The organism is Sorangium sp. So ce394 (assembly GCF_051474665.1).
Classification (GTDB): Bacteria; Myxococcota_A; Polyangia; order Polyangiales; family Polyangiaceae; genus Sorangium; species Sorangium cellulosum_D.
This window is the reverse complement of the sequence record NZ_CP150339.1, coordinates 1,020,602-1,037,364: the sequence shown is the minus strand read 5'-3', so window position 1 is coordinate 1,037,364 and position 16,763 is coordinate 1,020,602. Positions and strand designations below refer to the sequence as shown.

Below are 16,763 nucleotides of genomic sequence, written 5' to 3'. Positions count from 1 at the left end.
CGCGGGCTCACAGCCGGCCCCCGCCCGGCCCCGCGTCGCTCCGCGCCCGGCCCCGCCCCAGGAGGTGGCCCATCGTGAAGGCGGAGAGGACCAGGACCGTGACGATGATCGGCACGGCGTAGGTCGCGAGGGACGCGACGGTGGTCGACGCCCGGTCCGCCGCGGCGCCCGCGCCGGCCGCGGCCCGGTCGGGCCCGCCCACCGTGAGCAGGATGGCCGTGGCCATCGAGGCGGCGATCGAGAGCAACCCGATCGCGAGGCCGGCGACGAGGCCGCTCGGCCCGGTCTGCTCCTGCACTACCGGCGCGGCGGGGGCCACGACCGGCGCAGCGGCGGGGACCGTCACGAGCGGGCCGTCCAGCTTGACCTGGACGTGGAGGACCATGTCCTGCCCCGACAACGGGACGACGAGCCCCTGCGGGCTCGCCGGCACGCCGGCGGCGGGCCTCGGGCCCCGGGGCGCCTCGTGGTCGATACCGCTGCTGGCCAGGGCCTCGTGGGCCGGGTTCGTCTGGTAGTGCAGCGTGTCGGCGTCCTCGTCGATCGGGCTCCTCGGGCGCTTCTTCTGCGGCATCACCTCCGTCACGCTCTGCGGCGCGGGCGCCCGCGGCTCCGACATCGGCGGCCGCTGCGGGCGCTCGCGGGCCGGCGCCGCGTCGGCCCTGCCCGGGGCCCCGCCGCCGGCGACGTGCTCGGCGGCCGCCTTCTTCATGACGTCGGCGATGACACCGTAGACGTCCTTCCACGCCGTCTCGACGTCGCGCGTGAAGCCGTCGCCGAGCCCCTCGCGCAGCGTCCAGAGCAGCGCCTCGCCCACCAGGTCGTAGTGGCGATCGACGACCATGTACCCGTGGTGCCGGACGCCGAGCGCCTGGAGCACGGGCACGAGCCTGTTGAGGTTGCTCAGCCCGTCGACGGCCACCGCGAGCGTCTGCATGAGCTTTTTCTTCTGCTCGGCCATGTCGTTCTTGAAGAGCGGCCGCACCGACGGATCGAGCTCGAAGAGGCGGTCGTAGAAGAGCGCCGACGCCGCGTCCGAGATCGGCATCACCTTCGCCCACGAGCGCTGCACGAGCTCGATGGTGCGCGGGGTGATCGGCGCGCCCGCGCTCGGGCCCGCTGCCGCCGGCGCCGCTGCCGGCGCGGCGGCCGGTGGAACCGGGGGCGGCTCGCCCTGCCACGGCGGGACGACCCCGACCAGCGTCCGCGCGGCCTGGGCCGACGAGGGCGGCGGCACCGACTTCGGCCGATGCACCGGGTCCGCGGCGCCCAGGCGCGCCGCGGGGCCCGGCGCCGGCGGGGCGTTGCCCCGGGCGGCGTCCCTCCCGCCCGGCGCGGGCGTCGGCGGGAGCGCCTGCGTGGTGCCCACGGCCGCGTGCGCCGCGGCGGCCTTCTTCATGACGTCGGCGACAACGCCGTAGACGTCTTTCCACGCCGCCTCGACGTCGCTCGAGAAGGCGTCGCCGAGCCCCTCGCGCAGCGTCCAGAGCAGCGCCTCGCCCACGACATCGTAATGGCGCTCGGCCACCATATAGCCCTGGTGGCGGACGCCGAGCGCCTGGAGCACGGTCACGAGCTTCGGCAGGTTGTTCAGCCCGTCCACGGCCACCGCGAGCATCTGCATGAGCTTCTTCTTCTGCTCGGCCATGTCGTTCTTGAAGAGCGGCCGCACGGACGGATCCAGCGTGAACAGCCGCTCATAGAACAGGGACGCCGCGGCATCGGAGATGGGCATCACCTTCGCCCAGGACCACTGCACGAGCTCGATGGTGCGCGCGCTCAGGAGCTCGGCTGGCGGCGCGGTGCGGGCGGCCTTGTTCAGGAAATCCGGGGCGCCGTAGGCCCCCGGCCCTCGCTGGGTGGCGGGCCCGGCCGACGCTGCGGGCAACGCGCGCGCCGCGGGCGCGGGCGCGCTGACCCCGCGTTGCGGCTTCGCGGCATCCCCCGGCGTCGCGGAGCCGCGCGTGTTGGTCGGGGGTGCGAAGGGATCGTTCGGTTTGGCCATCGTGAGTTGTCCGCTGGGGGGTTACCGGGATTGCATCGGTGGGTTGCGCGCTGTGGCGCGCGCATTCAGAGCGCAGGAGCTGCCGCTACCGCCATCCTACATCAGGGAGCCGGCGCCTGCCTACGGCGCGACGAGGACCGCGGGGCGACGAGGACGGGGCGCGACGAGACCGCGGCGCAACGGCGGCGCGGCGCCGGCGGGTGCGCGACGCGGCGCCCGGTCCGCGCGCGTCGCGCCGACGAGGGGAGCGGAGGTGACGTGCCGCCCGGCGGCCAGCGCGCCGCAGTCCCGCCGTCCCGGCGCAGGACCGCGGTGGACTGCCGGCCGGGCCTGCCGGCGGCGGACGGAACGTCGCCGGCGGCGCCGCTGGGCCCTCGCGCGACGGTGCCGCACCTCACGCGGGCCGTTGCCGCGTGCTGGACCAGAGGCGAGCTCGGACCTGGCGAGCAGGGCGACGGCCTGCAACCGCTCGCCGGCGAGGCCTGGGCTCCAGAAGGCGCGAGGTGCTGCGCGGCGCCCGAGAGCACCCGTGCGGGCGCGAACAACGCCTCGAGTTGCGCCCGACGGGCGATAACGAATGAGGAGAGAAAACCCTGGCCGACACGCAGGTGGCCGATGAAAAGCTACCCCATCGCCTGGTGCGGCGCGCGAGCGCGCATACGACACGTCGTGGGCGCTGAGGGAGAGCTGACCTGGGAACCGAGCTCATTGCGAGCAGCGTGTGGTCGCGCATCACCACGCTCGCGCGGCGCGCGCCGGGAGATGTCGCCGTCGCCTGAGGTGACGGCTCTCAAGCCCGATCTCGAAGCCGATGCCCTGGGCGAGCGGTCCTCCCCCGCTTCCGCGGACCGTTTCACGATGCCGCGGCCGCAGTCACGGGTGCTCTCGACGGCAGCGTCCCAGAAACGGCGAAGCCCCAGTCTTTCGACCGAGGCTCCGTTCCATCGCTTCGCGAGGTATCGCGTGGTTCACGCGAACCAGTTGCGCGGGCGGGATTTGAACCCACGACCTTCGGGTTATGAGCCCGACGAGCTACCAGGCTGCTCCACCGCGCGGGAGGGAATGTACTCACGGCCCTGCGCAGGTCAAGGATTCTCTCACGGCACACGTCGCGGCCCCTGCCGTGGCGATCGCGCCGCAGCCCCTCAGGCTGGCTGACGGTGCGCCGAGCAGGCTCATCGTTGGGGTATCGCGGGCACCGCGGGCGTGCTCGACGCCGACGAAGCGCTCGCCTGGACGCGTGGAACGCGCCCGGGTCGTGGGACGAGAGGCCGATCCCGACGGCTCCTGCTGGCCGGACGCGCCCTCGCAGGCCGGGCTCACGGCACGAGCGAGCTCAGATACTCCTCGAGGTTCGTGTAGCCGTCGCCGTCGCGGTCTCCGTTCCGATCGTCCGCGTTCGCCGGGTCGAGATCTCGTGCGCTCTCCCAGGCGTCTGGCATGCCGTCCCGGTCGGCGTCGCTCGGAGCGCTGCCGCCGGGCAGGGCGCCGACACCGTTCGCGAAGCCGAGGCTCGATTCGTTGCTGATCGTCGCGCCCCGCTCGCCGAGCGACGCCAGCTCGTCGAGCACGTAGCGATCCGCGTCGTCGCGGTGGATCGATGCTCCGGCGTGCGCGCTGACGTACGCGTACGCCTCTTGCGCGGTCATGGCGGGCACGTCGGGGAACTCGACGGAAGGCGCGTCGAGCCAGGTGACCGTGCCGAAGTCGCCCTTGCCGAGGAGCCTGCCGTCGAGCGTGCCGTCCTTGTCGCTGTCGTAGTAATTGCCGTCGGCGTGGAGATTGTACGCGGGAGTGGGGCTATCCAGCGTGCCGCCTCTCGTCTCCGGGCCGGCGATGAAGTAGTTGCCCAGCATCGAGCCGTCCGAGCGGCCGCTGGTGTCGCCCAGGATGTAGCCGGACACGACCCAGTTGTAGACCACGTTGTTGACGAACTGCAGCGTGCCGCGCGCCTTCGGGTTGCGCGAGTTGTTGTCGATGTAGAGCGACCGGATGATCGACGTGCCGGCGGTGTTCACCAGGCCGCCGGTGCTGTGCGACTGGAGCCCTTGCGCGACGATCGAGTCCTGAAGGGTCAAGTTGTAGAGCTCGGCGCCGCTCTCCTGGTTGAGATCGAACGTGCCGTCGCGCCCCCAGCTGAGCGAGCAGTGGTCCCAGATCACGTCGTGCCCGTTCGCCATGGTCACGGTGTCCTTGCCCGAATCGCCCCCGGCGCCCATGCGGAAGCGGACGAAGCGTACGACGGTGTTCGACGCGCCGGAGAACGAGGTGCCATTGCCGTAGATGGTGATACCGCCGCCCGGGGCCGTTTGACCCGCGATCGTCTGGTTGCTCTTGAACACGAGGCGCGACGAGATCTCGATCACGCCGCCGACGTCGAACACGACCGTTCGGTTCGGCTGGCTGATCGCGTCGCGCAGCGAGCCCGCGCCGGAGTCGTTCAGGTTCGTGACGTGCACGACGTCGCCGCCGCGCCCGCCGACCGCGTGTCGCCCGAACCCCTGAGCCCCCGGAAACGCGAGCACTTCGCCGCTCGGCGGCGCCCCGCCGCTGCCGGCACCGGAAGCCGCAGGGCTCCCGCCGGCAGAGGCGCCGTCGCCTGACGATCCGCCGCTGCCGGCGACGGTCGCCCCGCCACCCCCCGCGGCACCACCGCCCGACGCGACGCCCGCGATCGCGCTCGATCCGCCTCCGCCGCCCACGGATCCTGCACCGCCGTCCCCCGGCGCTCCAGCCGCGCCCGAGCCCGGGGGGCTGCCACCGCTGTCGCCGCACGCGGGCGTGACGAGCGCCGCGAGCACGAGGAGAACAGCTGGAGTCGTGCTCGAGGCACGGAGCATGACCCCACGCGAACGATCGCTGAGTCGCTTCATCGGCACCCTCCACGTGTCAGAGCCACGGGCCCGCCGCCGGTCGCTCGTGGTGAGAACGGGTCGCCCCCGGCCAGCGCACCAGACGGCACGGGGGTGAGGAGCGTGCGGGCAGCGGCAGAGGCGCCGTGGTCCATGTCGGACCCAGTTGCGCGAGGGAGCGTGCACCCGTCACGAATCGTCAGGTCTCAAGGACGATTGACGCGCCGCCGCGCCACGACGGCGGCAACCGCAAGGTGGGCCAGCGCGGTACGAGGCGACCTCGCGCCGAGCCCCTGACCCCTTCGACGCGAGCGTGCGAAGAATCGCGGAGCGCGGACAGCAAAAAGCCCCGGGGGATAACCACCGGGGCTGCTTGGGTTGGTCCTCGGGACCGTTTGGTTGCGCGGGCGGGATTTGAACCCACGACCTTCGGGTTATGAGCCCGACGAGCTACCAGGCTGCTCCACCGCGCGAGAGGGAATCTACTCGCGGCCCCCTGAAGGTCAAGGATTCTCTCACGGCGCCATGTCGATTGTGTCGAGCTCGCCTCCGAGCCGGTTAGTCCCGGCTCCGCGGCGCCGGCCGGCCCGGCTCCGCGGCGCCGGCCGGCCTCAGCCCAGCCAGTCCGGCAGGAGCGGCGACGGCGCCGTCGTCGACACCACCCAGAGCTGGTGCGCCGCGCGCGTCGCGCCGATGTGGAGCAGGTGCCGCGACTCGTCGTCCGCCGGGTAGGTCGACGCGTTCACGTCGACGAGCACCACGTAGTCGTACTCCAGCCCCTTCACCTGCCGGATCTCCGTCACCTCGACGCCGGGGCGGAACGCGAACTCGTAGGCGCGCACGCGCCGGAGGTTCGGGATCTCCGCCATCTTCAGGGCGTCGTAGTAGACGTCCGCCTGCTCGGGGTGGCGCGCCAGGATCGCCAGCGTCGCGCGGGGCTCGCGGGCGAACAGCGGGCGGATCGCGTCGGCCAGGAACGCGACGGCGGCGCCGGCGCTCGGGAAATGGTGGTGCTCGACCGGCGCGCCGCTGCGCGGCGCGAGCGGCGGCGTCGGATCCGCGAGCGGGCCGAGCACCGCGCGGGCGAACGCGAGCACCTCGCGCGTGGAGCGGTACGCGATGCGCAGCGGCTCGACGTCGACCCGCGACAGGCCGAGGTCGTCGAGCGTCGCGCGCCAGTCGCGGAAGCCCGAGTCCATGAAGAGCCGCTGCGCCGTGTCGCCCGCCAGCGTCACGCTGCGCGGCTCGGCCACCACGCCGAGCAGCACCGCGAGGTCGATCGGCGCGAGATCCTGCGCCTCGTCCACGAAGAGGTGCTCGTAGGTGAGCACGTTCTTGCCCTTGCGGAGCTCGCCCCGGAGCAGCTGGTACGCCCGCAGGAGGAGCGCGTCGTCCTCGGGGTCGAGCACCGCGCGGTCGTCGCTCGAGACCTCGCGCGCGTCGGCGCCGCGCTCGTCGTCGCCGTCGTCCGCGGGCTCGTCGGCCATCGCCGCCTTGCGCTCGGCGCGATCGCCGGGGTCGAGATCGAGCACGGCAGGGCAGCGATCCGCGCACCAGCGCCATGCGCGCTTCACCTGCTCCGGGCCGAACTCCGGGTCCCCCGCCGCCTCGAAGGCGGCCAGCGCCCGGTCGAGATCGGTGAGCAGGTCCGCCCAGAACGCGAGGGTGCCGCGCGAGTCGCGGCGCGCCCGCGCGTCGTCCTTGAGCTCCGACGCGCGCTGCTCGAGGAGGTGCAGCATCGCCGGGTGGGTCTTGTACCGGGTCACGACCGAGGGCGTGTTCTCCTCGACCGGCGCCTCGAGCCACGGGAACGCGCGCTTCCTGGCCGCGCGCGCCCACTCGGAGAACGTCTCCACCGCGATGCCGCCCAGGCCGAGCGCGGGGAGCGCCTCGCTGATGTACGCGCGGAGCGCCGGGCTGCCGACGATGACGAGCATCTTGTCGGCGGTGAAGCGGCGGCCGCCGTTGTACGCGAGGAAGGCGAGGCGGTGGACGCCGATCGTCGTCTTGCCGCTGCCGGCGCCGCCCTGGATGACCACGATGCCGCCGTCCGGCTTCGAGATGAGCTCGAACTGCCGCGGGTCGAGGAGCGCGGCGATCTCGGGCAGGTGCCGGTCCTCGCGCGCGTGGAACGCCGCCCCGGTCCCGAGCCCGCCGCGCGCGCCGGCCGCGAGCGCGATGTCGCGCATGTCCTCGGGGCGCACCGCGCTGCCCTGGCCGCCGGCGAGCTCGGTCGCCCGCGTCGCGATCTCGCGGAAGCCCGAGGGCCCCCGCACGAACGTCCCCTGCGGCGCCGCGATGCGGTAGAGCTCGCCGTCGTCGATGGTCACGGTGCGCCGCACGAGCACAGTGCCCTCGACCTCGCGCTCGCCGAAGGTCTCCTCGTACTCCGCGCCCTCCTCGTAGCGGTAGTAGATCTGGCTGACCGGGGCGTGGCGCCAGTCGACGATCCGCACGCCCGCGCTCGCGTCGACGAGCGTCGTGCGCCCGATGAGCACGTCGCGCTCGGGACGGCCCTTCTCCCGCAGGCGCAGGTGGCCGAAGTAGGGCGACTTCGGATCGACGGGCTCGACGACGTTCTCGTTCCGCCGCGCGGCGATCCCTTGCAGGCGCTCCATCTGCTGCACCAGCGCCGGCACGTCCTCGAGCCGCGCCGCCGCGATCTGATCGCGCAGCGAGAGGAGCTGCTCCTCGTAGTTCTCGACGGGCGGCGGCCGCGACGGCTTGGCCGCGGCGGTGGCGAGGTGCGCGGTCACGCGGGCGAGCAGGGCCTCCTCCTCGCGCACGATCGCCTCGCCCTTCGCGCTCAGCCCGGCGCCGGGCGCGCCGGCTGCGGGCTGGGCGGACGTGGTCACGACGGTGGCCGAGGTCGGCGCGGTGGACTGCTCTTCGGTGGGCGTGGGGCTCGTAGAACGATTCGCGGTCACGGGAATGCCGGTGCGGTGAGGATCAGGTGACAGGCTGAGCGACAGCGGCAGCGCGCCGGACATCCGTCGAGGCCCGCTGGCGCAGGAGGGTCGGACCTATTGACCGATCCGGCAGAGCTCCGCAACCGCCGCGTGGGGCCCCCCACCTGGGCGGCGCTCCGGCGCGCCGGCGGCGGCCGTGCAAGCGCCTTCGCGGCGTAACGCGCCCTGCGTCCACGGGTGGATCCGCCGAGGGCGGTGGCGTTCTGGATTGAGGTCGCGTGGGTGAACACCGTAAAAGGCAGCGATGCAAAACTGCGCGACCCGGTCCGACCGGCTCCTCGAGCTGATCCTCTTCTCGCTGCGCGATCGCGGGGCACTCTGCGCGCTGGTCCTCGCCGCCTACCGCGCCGAGCTGACCAGCCTGCTCGATCGCGTCTCCGCGAGCTCGATCGGGGACGACGAGGAGCGGGACGTCGCGTCGTCGTTCGTCCAGAAGGGTCGCGCAGGCGGCGCCGGGGCGCGCGGGCGCGCCGGGGCGCGCCGCGCGGAGCCCCGGATCAGCGAGGAGGACGCGTTCCTCGTCTACGATCTCGCCGGGTGCATCGCCGAGGCGGCGTCCGCGGCCCGCCTCCCGGTCGTCCGCCGCGACGCGCTCGCGCTGCGCGAGAAGGCGGCCGAGGTGCACGCCGGGGGCGAGCGCGCTGAGCGGGAGATGTTCGCGGCCGGCCTCAGGGTCATCGAGCGGATCCTCGACGCGGCGCGCGCGCAGCCCGCGCCCCGGGACGAGCCGGCGAGCAAGGACCTGAACTGAGCGCGGCCGGCGGGCGGCGGCGCGCCGCTCCGCGATCTCCGTCCACGACCGAGCCGCACCGGGGCCGCGCGGGCGCGTGCCCCGCTGGACGACGGCGCTCGAGGGCCGCGGCTCGCTCCCTGCTCGGGCGCGGGCGTGCGTGCACGCCGGGCGCTCCATCGCTGGCTCGCTCCCTGCACCGGGAGCCGCCGCGGGGCGCTCCACCTCGGTCCCTGGGCTCCTCTCGCGTCCCGTCGGGTCGCTCCCGCGCCGAGGCGTTGCGCGTTGAAGCGTTGAAGCGTTGAAGACGACATGAGCACCCCCTGCGCCGGCTCCCTCCTCGCGCCGCGAGCGCTGCGAACCCCGCTCTGGCGCGCGGCCGCGAGCGCCCCGATGCGCGTCTCCTTCGCCGGAGGCGGCAGCGATCTGCCCGGCGTCGCCCTGCTGGACGGCGGGCGCGTCGTGGGCGCGGCGATCGAGCTGCGCGTCCGCGTGGTCGTGGAGCCGTTCGATCGGGGCTGGGTGCGGATGGAGCTCGCCTCGCGCGGCCAGAGGCCGCCTGGCTGGGGCGTCGAGGCCGCCGAGGCCGGCGCGCCGCGCGTGCTCACGCGGCGCCGCACGGATCCTCCGCGCGACGATCTCGCGTTCCGGCTGATCGAGGCGACGCTCGCCGCGACGGGCGTGGGCGACGGGGTCGCGCTCCGGGTCGAGACCGAGATGTCGCCCGGCGCCGGGCTCGGAGGCAGCGCGTCCGCGGCGGTGGCGGCGCTGTTCGCGCTGCGCGCCTCGGTGGGCGAGGTCGCCTCGCCGGAGGAGCTCTCGCGCGAGGCGGTCGCGATCGAGCGCGAGCGCCTGGGCAACGCGTGCGGCGCGCAGGATCAGGTGTTCGCGGCGTTCGGCGGGCTGCTCGATCTCGCCTTCGACGCCCGGGGCTGCTCGGGGGTGCGGCGGCTCGCGATCGGCAGCCCGGAGCTCGTGCCGGCGCTCTCGGCCGGGCTCTTGCTGGTGGACACGGCGGTGCGGCGCGTGTCCGGCGAGGTGCTGGATCGGGTGGACGCCGGCGCGGCGTGCGGGGCCAAGGGCGAGCTCGTCGCGGCGGCCGGCGACGTCGCGCGCGGGTTCGAGATCGGCTCGCTCGCGCTGGTGCTCTCGGGCATGCGCCGCGGGGCGGCGGCCAAGGTGCGGCTGTCGGAGGCGGCGAGCGCCATCGCGGTCGCCATGAAGCAGCGGCTCGACGGGCTGGGGGTCGAGGTGCTCCGGATGTGCGGCGCGGGCGGGGGCGGGCACATCCTGATCTGGGCGCCGGCGGAGCGGCACGCGCGGATCCTGGAGGAGCTCGGGCCGTGTCTGGTGCGGCGGCCTGCGCTGGGGGCGGCGGGGGTGCGGCTCGATCCCGAACCCGCGGCGTGAGCTGCCGAGCTGCCCGGCCGCTCGCGCGTTTGCGTCGAGTACCGCGGGGCAGAGCTCCCGCCAGGGATCTGCCTCGCGAGCGAGGAGAAATTCAACGCAAAGGCGCAAAGGCGCAAAGGCGCAAAAAAGATTTGTAGTTTTGCGTCTTTGCGCCTTTGCGCCTTTGCGTTGAACTCTCCATCCGGATCCGTGGCCGGGCTCCTGGTGGGTGGAACTAGCGGCCGAGCTCCGCGGCCGAGAGCTCCGCCACGCGCAGGTCGATGTCGGGCGAGTCGCCGTCCCCCAGGAACCACGTCGCGGACAGGCCGGTCCACGCGAGGATCCAGCGCAGCAGGCGCGTCCGTTCGAGGCCGGCCGCATGGGCCACGATCTCCAGCCGTCGGGCGAACCGGCCGGGCTCCGTCGCGACCGGGCGGGTGGGATCGGCCAGGTCCGGATTGGTGAAGATGTTGGCGAAGTCGAAGCTTCGTTCGCCCACGAGGTGCTTGGGGTCGATCGCCAGGAAGCCGCGGTCGCCGAAGTCCAGCACGTTGTCGTGGTGCAGATCGCCGTGCAGCACGACGACCTCGCGAGGCTCCGCGAGCAGGGCGCGGGCAGCTTCCAGGGAGCGCACCAGGATGCCGCCGTGGGCCGCGGCGGCGGGCGCGAGCGCCTGGAACCAGCGCGTGAGCGGGACCAGCTCCGGGAGGGGCCGGGCCCTCGGCGCGTGCAGCCGAGCCGCCACGGCGCACAGGATCCGGCATGCCTCGTCGTCCTCTCCGTTGCGCGACATCTCGGCCAGGGACCTCGGCCCCTCGGCGCGCTCGAGCAGGATGGCGTCGCCCTCGCGGGCCAGCACGCGGGCGGCGCCGTCGCCGTCCCACCACTCCATCACGAGGCCCCCGCGGCGCTCTTCCTCGTGCACGGCCAGCTTGAGCATGGCCGGCTCGCCCGCGCGCCGGACCGGCAGCAAGCGTGCGTTCCGGGTGACGATGGGCTCGCCGTCGGGGATGAGGCTCCATCGGCGCAGGTGCGTGTCGAACATCCGCCTCCGTGTGCGCACGAGCGGGCCGCCGCCTCAAGGACGCGGTGCTAGGCGCTCGTCCTCAGGCGGGCCTTCCGCGCGCCGCGCTCGAGCGCGAGCGCGATGAGGCGCTCGATCAGCGCGCGCGGCGGGATGCCGCTCGCCTCCCAGAGCTTCGGGTACATCGAGATCGCCGTGAAGCCGGGGATGGTGTTGATCTCGTTCACGTAGAGCGAGCGGTCCGGGGCGAGGAAGAGGTCGACGCGGGCCATGCCCGACGCCTCCAGCGCGCGGAAGGTGCGGAGCGCCAGCAGCTGGACGGCGTTGGCCTCGGCCGGCGAGAGGTCGGCCGGGATGCGGATCGTGGCGCCGTCGGCGTCGATGTACTTCGCGGCGTAGGAGTAGAAGCCATCGGCGTGGCCGACGACGATCTCGCCGGGCACCGAGGCGATCGGGTCGTCGTCGCCGAGCACGGAGCACTCGACCTCGCGCACGCCCTCGATGCCCCGCTCGCAGACGATCTTCAGGTCGAACTCGAAGGCGTGCTCGACGGCCGCCTCGAGCTCGGCGCGCGCCGTGACGCGCCGGACCCCGACGGACGACCCGAGGTTCGCCGGCTTGACGAAGATCGGCCCGAAGCCGCCGCTCCCGGCGGGGGACAGGCCGGCGATCTGCTCGAGGCACGCGCCGCGATCGCGCTCCCACGCGGCGCGGCGGAGCGCGACGTGAGGCACGATCGGGATCTCGGCGTCGCGGAGCAGGCGCTTCATCACGTCCTTGTCCATCCCCACGGCGGAGCCGAGCACGCCGGAGCCGACGTACGGGACGCCGGCGAGCTCGAGGAGGCCCTGGACGCATCCGTCCTCGCCCGTGGGACCGTGCAGGACGGGGAAGACCACGTCGATCGGCGAGCGCCCGCCGCCCGGCACGGCCAGCGTCGCCTCGCCGGCGGGCCCCGGGTGGGCGGCGAGCGCGATCTCCGGCATCGCCTCGTTCAGCCGGGCGAGGCGGGGGTCGCGCGCGGCGCGCGTGTCGAGGAGCAGCGCCTCGTCCTGGAGCAGCCAGCGGCCGGACTTGTCGATGCCGACGAGCACCGGCTCGAAGCGTTCGCGGTCGAGCGCCTCGACGACGAAGCGGGCAGACAGGAGGGAGATCTCGTGCTCGGCCGAGCGGCCGCCGAACAGGACGGCGACGCGCACCTTGGCGGGGTTCCGCATGGCGGCACCCTAGCCGCGATCGGGCGCGGGGGTGAAGAAGGCGGGGTCGGGGTGGCCCGGGGGGCGCGGCCGCTACTCGGAGAGGACGCGGAACGACGCGCGGACCGTCGCCATCGCCACGCGCGCGATGTGGCCGTCGGCGAGCTCGACGTCGACCGCGGTGAGCTGCCCCTGACGCTCGATGAGCCTGGCCACGCTCACCCTGGAGCCCCGGGCGACCTCGGCGCGCGCGACCTTGACGTCCGCGAGCGCCTCCAGCTGCACGCCGACGGCGATGCCGCTCGCCACCTTGGCCGGCGCCTCCTCGCCCGCGCCCGCCGCTCCGCCGGGGACGACCGCGGCGAGCGCCGCGACGATGAGGCTGCCCGCCACGCTCCTTCGACCGCGGATGAGCATCGGGGGTGATTCTACGCGGAAGGTGGGCGATGTCACCTGCGATGTCGCCGGATCCGGCGCTCCGTCCAGGGGCGCATCGCGACGACACCGAGCGCGGCTGTCGGCACAGGACCACAGCGGCGCATCGCCCACGGGGGGCGCGGCCGCCGAGCGGACGCCTGAGCGAGGAGATCCGCGGCGGCGGCATGGCCGCCGGCGTGCCTCGCGGCGCGACATCGAGCTCGGCCAAAAGGGTCCCAATCCGCGGTCGTCGCTCGTGTCCGATAGAAGCAAGGAGTCATGATGAAGCCGCGATCGCTCTTTTCGGCCACAGCCGCGCTGTTGTTTCTCTGCGCCTCGATCCCCGAAGCCGCCGCGCAGGACAAGGCGCCGACCAAGCAAGAGAATTACAGCTACACATTCACGGACGACCTTCTCGATGCCTCGAACAGCGCCGCGACAGGCGCCATGCTCCAGGTCCGGCAGCCCGGGCGCCGCGACAGGCTGCTCCGGCCGAGGCTCCACTTCATCCCGGAGATGCTCAAGTCGGTCGAATCGATGTGACGCTCTCGAGGCAAGTCGCCCAAGGCAGCGAACGGGTTGACTCCGTCTGAAACGAGGACAATTTCGAGCCGCCAAGGCGCCAAGAAGAATACAACACCTTGGCGTTCTTCGTGCCTTGGCGGTTCATCTTTCGCTCGATCAACGTGATCGGTGTTCTAAAGGACCCAGACCCCGACGCCGCGGAGCGACACCAGCGCGCCGACCGGCGGCGAGCTGTACGCGACGCCCACGCCATCCACCGAGAAATCGTTGCGCCGGAGCGGCAGCAGCGCGGCGGCGCCGATGTCGAAGCCGAGCGGACCTGAGAGGCGCGAGAGCGACAGCTCGAGCGGCACCGCCAGCCACGCCTTCTCCGCGACGTCGTTCCGCGTATAGCCGCTCGCCGCCGCCTGGAGCCGGCCGGCGTGAACGCCGGAGCAGACATCGAAGCGCAGCGCGGCCGAGCCGGCGGCCGTGAGGCAGGCGCGCGCGGCGCCGCCGAGCAGCGTTTCGCGGAGCTCGCCCGGTCCGTGTCTCAGCGTCTGCGGGACGAGCCAGAGCGCGCCCATCGTCGCTCGCCATCGCGCGCCGCCGATGCCGGCCTCCGCGGAGAGCGCCGGCGCGAAGGGGCGCACCACGCCGAACAGGCCGGCGGCGCCGGCCGCCAGGGTGAGCCGCGTCGCGCCGCGCTCCGGGCTCGTGGCCTCGGCTCCCCGCTCGCCGCGGTCGGCTGGCGTGGGCTCGGGCCGAGCGGGCGGCGGCGTCACGGCCGGTGCCGCGGACGCAGGCGCCGGCGCTCCAGCGGCTGCCGCCGGCGCTCCAGGGGCTGGCGCCGACGCTCCGGGGGCGGGCCCGGGATCGCCGCCCCCGTCGGCGTCGGGCTCTCGCAACGACGGCTCCCGCGCGTCGGAGTCGAGCAGCAGCGCGAGCGTCACCGCCGTCGCCTGCTCGAGCGCCGCGCAGCTGCCGCCGCGATCGCGCAGCTCGCGCGCGCCGCTCTCGCTCCGGATGGCCGCGCGGAAGCCGTCGTCGCCGCGGGTGAAGCTGACGGCGTAGGCCCCGCTCGCCCCCGTCTCCGGTCGCCCCCGGAGCTGCTCGACGCGCGCGACGAGGCGCGCCGCGTCCGGACAGCTCTCGGCGCCGGCACCGCGCGTCACGCTCAGAAACGGCTCGGCGCGCGCCCTGGCGGTCCCCGCGGCGGCCAGCATCGCACAAAAACCCACGCAAAGAGCGCGAATCCTCCGCATCGGGACGACGCGAGCGTAGCCGCAGCGCGGAACACGCGCGATTTTTTGTGATCGGGTCGGGCCCGTCTCCCCACAAGGGGGCCGAGTGGTATCGTTTCCGTTCGATTCTCCGTACAATTCCGCGCCCGAGCTCGCGGGCTCGGCTGATTGCGCTCGCTGAGCAGGTCACCCGGACGTCACGGGCATGAGCACACCGGACCCCAGCTTTCGAGCCCTCTATGACGCGCACTTCAATTTCGTCTGGTGCTCGCTCAGGCGCCTCGGCGTGCGCGAGGCGGACGTGCTCGATCTGGCGCAAAAGGTGTTCTTGACCGCGCACCTCAAGCTCCCCGAGTTCGAGGGCCGGTCGCTCGTCACGACCTGGCTCTTCGCCATCTGCCAGCGGGTGGCGAGCGACTACCGACGCTCGGCGCGTTTCCGGCGCGAGGTCACGACGGACGCCGCGGCGATGGACCTCTACGGCGGCGCGTCCGAGGAGCTCGCGCAGAGCGCGGAGTCGCGGCAGCGCGCGCAGGCGGCAGAGGCCCTCTTGAACAAGCTGCCGGAGCCGCAGCGCCTCGTGTTCGTCCTGTTCGAGCTCGAGGAGATGTCCGGCCAGGACATCGCAGATCTGCTGGGGATCTCGGTCGGCACCGTACGCTCGCGCCTGCGCCTGGCGCGCGAAGCGTTCTCGCGCGAGGTCAAGCGCCTCGCCGTCGCACAGGGCACGGGCCGAAAGGAGGCGGTGTGATGGGGGATCCGGAACGGTTGCTGAGCCAGAAGAGCGGCGCGGATCCGCTCGAGCGGGAGCTCCTCGGGAGCGTGCGCCACGTGGGTCCGCCCGAGGGCGCGAAGGAGCGCGCGTGGAGCGGCATCGCGAGCGAGCTCGCGGCGGCGGCGGCCGTCGGCGTCACGGCGGGCTCCGGCGCGGCGGCCGCCAAGAAGGCGGCCGCCGGTTCGCTCCTGTCGTCGGCGCTGTCGATCAAGGCAGCGGCGGTGCTCGTGGGCGGCGGCCTGGCGCTGGGCGCGGGGTACTGGGCGCTCTCGTCGTCGGCCGAGCCGCCGCCGAGCCGCTCGGCGGGCCCGGAGCAGGCGCAGGCGGTGGCGCCGCAAGCGTCGGCGGCAGCGCCGCAAGCGCCGCAGGAGCCGCAAGCGCCGCAGGAGCCGCAAGCGCCGCAGGAGCCGCAAGCGCCGCAGGAGCCGCAGGCGCCGGTCGCGACGGCGGCCGAGCCGGCGCCGCGCCCCGGGCCGCGACCGGAGGCTCCGATCGAGGGGGAGCCGAGCCGGAGGCCGAGCGGACCGAAGCCGACCGAGACCGATCTGCTGCGCGCGGAGAGCGCGCTGCTCACGGAAGCGCGCGCCAGGCTGCGCTCCGGGGACGCGGCGGCGGCCGCGGCGATCCTCGAGCGCTTGCGCGCGCAGTTCCCGAACGGCGTGCTCCGGCAGGAGCGCGAGGTGCTCGCCATCGACGTGCTGGCCTCGCGCGGCAAACTGCCGGAAGCGAAGCGGCGCGCTCAGGCCTTCGTCAAACAGTATCCCGGGAGCCCCCACAGCGCGAGGCTCAAGCGGCTCCTGGACCCGCCGTGAAGCGCTGGTCGGCCGCTCGCATGGCGGCGCTCGGCTGCCTCGCCGCCTCCGGGTGCGACGCGGAGATCACCTCGGTCGGCGCCTGGGCGCCTGTCGTCTCCGGATCTTCGTACGTCGAGGCGGAGCTCGGCGAGCTGACCGGCGGCTTCACCGTGGGCGAGGACAGCCGCGCTTCCGGGGGCCGTTTCCTCTCGCCCCCCGGCGGGATGAGCTCGGGCGAGGCGCCGGGGCCCGCGCGCGCTCGCTACCGCTTCGAGGCGCCGAGCGCGGCAGAATACGTGATCTGGGGGCGGATCTACGCGCCGAACGCGATCGACAACCGCTTCTGGTTCCAGGTGGACGGCGGCGCGTGGACCCTCTGGCGCATCAGCGTCGGCGAGATCTGGTTCTGGGACGATCTCCACGACGACACCCGCTACGGCGAGCCGCTCCGCTTCTCCCTCGCGGCCGGGGCTCACGAGCTCGTCCTCGCGAACGCCGCCGGCGGCGTCCGGCTGGATCGGCTCTACTTCACGCCGGACGGCGATGAGCCGCCGGGCAACGACACGCCGTGCGATCCCCCGCATTCGATCGAGGTCGGCGGCGAATGCCTCCCGAGCTGCGGCGCCTTGCAGGGCACCGAATGCGGCGAAGCCCAGTGCGCCGGGCGCGAATTGCTCGACGCCTACGACTGCGGGGTGTGCTGTCGCCTCGAAGGACCGTGAGCCGAGCCGCTCCCCGGGATCGGGTCGGAGCTCGTCGACCGAAGACACACCTCTTCGCACCCAATCGAGGCGTCTCCACGCCTCGATGACGAAAAAGGTGATCGCTCCCGCGCTGGACTGCCACCCACCCGGAGTCGCCAGC

The 16,763-nt window shown here is 73.7% G+C and carries 13 protein-coding genes and 2 tRNA genes; 6 read left to right on the top strand and 9 right to left on the bottom strand.

From position 1 onward, the window contains the following. Window positions 1-7: 7 nt before the first annotated feature. From WMF33_RS03885 to WMF33_RS03865, 5 genes are all read right to left on the bottom strand, one after another. On the bottom strand, window positions 8-2,005 hold the full coding sequence (locus WMF33_RS03885) for a globin family protein (protein ID WP_437335867.1): 1,998 nt from the start codon (window positions 2,003-2,005) through the stop codon (window positions 8-10). A 981-nt stretch (window positions 2,006-2,986) separates the two neighbouring features. Beyond that, window positions 2,987-3,060: transfer RNA gene (locus tag WMF33_RS03880), tRNA-Met, on the bottom strand. 264 nt (window positions 3,061-3,324) lie between these two features. Continuing rightward, entirely contained in the window at window positions 3,325-4,845 is a 1,521-nt protein-coding gene (locus tag WMF33_RS03875) for a pectate lyase family protein (protein ID WP_437335866.1), read from the bottom strand. 408 nt (window positions 4,846-5,253) lie between these two features. Continuing rightward, a tRNA-Met gene (locus WMF33_RS03870) sits at window positions 5,254-5,330 on the bottom strand. Between the two features lie 138 nt (window positions 5,331-5,468). Further along, window positions 5,469-7,784, bottom strand: a complete 2,316-nt coding sequence (locus WMF33_RS03865) for an ATP-binding domain-containing protein (protein ID WP_437335865.1) — start codon at window positions 7,782-7,784, stop codon at window positions 5,469-5,471. Between the two features lie 286 nt (window positions 7,785-8,070). On the opposite strand from WMF33_RS03865, the gene WMF33_RS03860 reads away from it, so the two are divergent. Together WMF33_RS03860 and WMF33_RS03855 are read left to right on the top strand one after the other, a co-directional pair. Beyond that, the gene (locus WMF33_RS03860) at window positions 8,071-8,577 is read left to right on the top strand and encodes a hypothetical protein (protein ID WP_061624997.1); all 507 of its coding nucleotides are present in this window, start codon (window positions 8,071-8,073) and stop codon (window positions 8,575-8,577) included. Window positions 8,578-8,868: 291 nt separating this feature from the next. Next, entirely contained in the window at window positions 8,869-9,966 is a 1,098-nt protein-coding gene (locus tag WMF33_RS03855; protein WP_437335864.1) for a GHMP family kinase ATP-binding protein, read from the top strand. 214 nt (window positions 9,967-10,180) lie between these two features. Here WMF33_RS03855 and WMF33_RS03850 read toward each other — a convergent pair whose 3' ends face one another. The 3 genes from WMF33_RS03850 to WMF33_RS03840 all read right to left on the bottom strand — a co-directional run bounded on the left by WMF33_RS03850 (window position 10,181) and on the right by WMF33_RS03840 (window position 12,582). Further along, the gene (locus WMF33_RS03850) at window positions 10,181-10,990 is read right to left on the bottom strand and encodes an aminoglycoside phosphotransferase family protein (RefSeq protein ID WP_437335863.1); all 810 of its coding nucleotides are present in this window, start codon (window positions 10,988-10,990) and stop codon (window positions 10,181-10,183) included. A gap of 47 nt (window positions 10,991-11,037) precedes the next feature. Further along, complete coding sequence (locus WMF33_RS03845) at window positions 11,038-12,186, bottom strand: D-alanine--D-alanine ligase family protein (protein WP_437335862.1); 1,149 nt, start codon at window positions 12,184-12,186, stop codon at window positions 11,038-11,040. 72 nt (window positions 12,187-12,258) lie between these two features. After that, window positions 12,259-12,582, bottom strand: coding sequence for a hypothetical protein (locus tag WMF33_RS03840; protein WP_437335861.1), 324 nt, complete (start codon window positions 12,580-12,582; stop codon window positions 12,259-12,261). A 282-nt stretch (window positions 12,583-12,864) separates the two neighbouring features. Between WMF33_RS03840 and WMF33_RS03835 the strand changes: the two genes are divergently transcribed. Further along, entirely contained in the window at window positions 12,865-13,125 is a 261-nt protein-coding gene (locus WMF33_RS03835) for a hypothetical protein (RefSeq protein ID WP_437335860.1), read from the top strand. A 155-nt stretch (window positions 13,126-13,280) separates the two neighbouring features. Here WMF33_RS03835 and WMF33_RS03830 read toward each other — a convergent pair whose 3' ends face one another. After that, entirely contained in the window at window positions 13,281-14,327 is a 1,047-nt protein-coding gene (locus WMF33_RS03830; RefSeq protein ID WP_437335859.1) for a hypothetical protein, read from the bottom strand. A 208-nt stretch (window positions 14,328-14,535) separates the two neighbouring features. Between WMF33_RS03830 and WMF33_RS03825 the strand changes: the two genes are divergently transcribed. Genes WMF33_RS03825 through WMF33_RS03815 form a run of 3 tightly spaced genes read left to right on the top strand, consistent with a single transcriptional unit; the run spans window position 14,536 to window position 16,621 of the window. Further along, window positions 14,536-15,081 carry an RNA polymerase sigma factor gene (locus WMF33_RS03825; RefSeq protein ID WP_061624147.1) on the top strand — a complete coding sequence of 182 codons (546 nt, stop codon included), beginning with the start codon at window positions 14,536-14,538 and terminating at the stop codon, window positions 15,079-15,081. Then, window positions 15,081-15,917, top strand: coding sequence for an outer membrane protein assembly factor BamD (bamD, locus tag WMF33_RS03820; RefSeq protein ID WP_437335858.1), 837 nt, complete (start codon window positions 15,081-15,083; stop codon window positions 15,915-15,917). Before WMF33_RS03825 ends, bamD begins: the two co-directional genes overlap by 1 nt. After that, a complete protein-coding gene (locus tag WMF33_RS03815; protein ID WP_437335857.1) occupies window positions 15,914-16,621 on the top strand; it encodes a hypothetical protein in 708 nt (235 codons plus the stop codon). Before bamD ends, WMF33_RS03815 begins: the two co-directional genes overlap by 4 nt. The last annotated feature ends 142 nt before the right edge of the window (window positions 16,622-16,763 follow it).